This is a genomic window from Oleiphilus sp. HI0061 (assembly GCF_001635675.1).
The window spans coordinates 1-891 of the sequence record NZ_LWFE01000568.1 but is presented as its reverse complement, the minus strand read 5'-3'; the positions used below and the strand labels follow the sequence as shown (position 1 = coordinate 891).

1 protein-coding gene is annotated in these 891 nt (G+C 42.7%); it reads right to left on the bottom strand.

Features of this window, described 5'->3' with window-relative positions; translation table 11 throughout:
• Positions 1 to 131: 131 nt before the first annotated feature.
• On the bottom strand, positions 132 to 891 hold a 760-nt coding region (locus tag A3735_RS07410), incomplete at its 5' end, for an iron ABC transporter permease (protein WP_156499499.1).

The following is an 891-nucleotide window of genomic DNA, read 5'->3' as shown; positions in this document are numbered from 1 at the left end:
CTAAGGGTGGGAGTGTGATTTGTTTCGCAATGAAGCCAAATATGAAGGCAACTAAAATCCAGATGATGCTCATATTGCTTATTTACTTCTCTTAAGTCGATGAATGTTTGGGTTGCTAATTGCTTCGTATCTTAGGACTTTTGGCTAATACTCTTGTCTAACAATATAACTGGCAGAATACCCACTGCAACGATGATTAGTNCGCTCAAGGCGCTTTGCTCAAGTAACTCATCGGAAGCAAATTGGTAAACCTGTGTAGCCAGTGTTTCAAAATTAAAAGGCCGTAAAATTAGTGTAGCAGGCAATTCTTTCAAACAGTCTACAAACACGACAAGCATGCCGGTAAGAGCACCCCGCTTGATAATGGGCAGGTGTACTTTAAATAGTGTCGATAAATAATTATGGCCAAGTGAGCGCGATGCCATGTCCATGCTTGGTGTTACTTTAGATAGGCTGGACTCTACGGACCCTGAAGAGACAGCTAAGAAGCGAACAGAATAGGAAAATACAATTGCGAAAGCCGTACCGCTCAAAATCAATCCTGTTGAGAAATCAAAGTGCTCTCTCATAAGACCGTCAAGGGTATTATCGAAGGCAGCAAAGGGAATGATAATTCCGATCGCAAGCACCGCGCCTGGTATGGCGTAGCCTAGGCTAGAGAAGTTGACCAGGTGCTGAGTGAGCTTATTGGAATTTAGTCGTTTGCTGTAAGTAAGTACGATGCCTAAAACCAGTGTGGCAAAGGCGGCAATACTGGCTAAAACAAAACTGTTTAGTGCGTACTCTATAAAATTGCTGTGCCAGGATATTTCAAAGTATTTGACTGCATAAATCGTTAGAAGTGAGAAGGGAAACAGAAACCCTAACAATACCGGTAAGAAGGCGACTGCG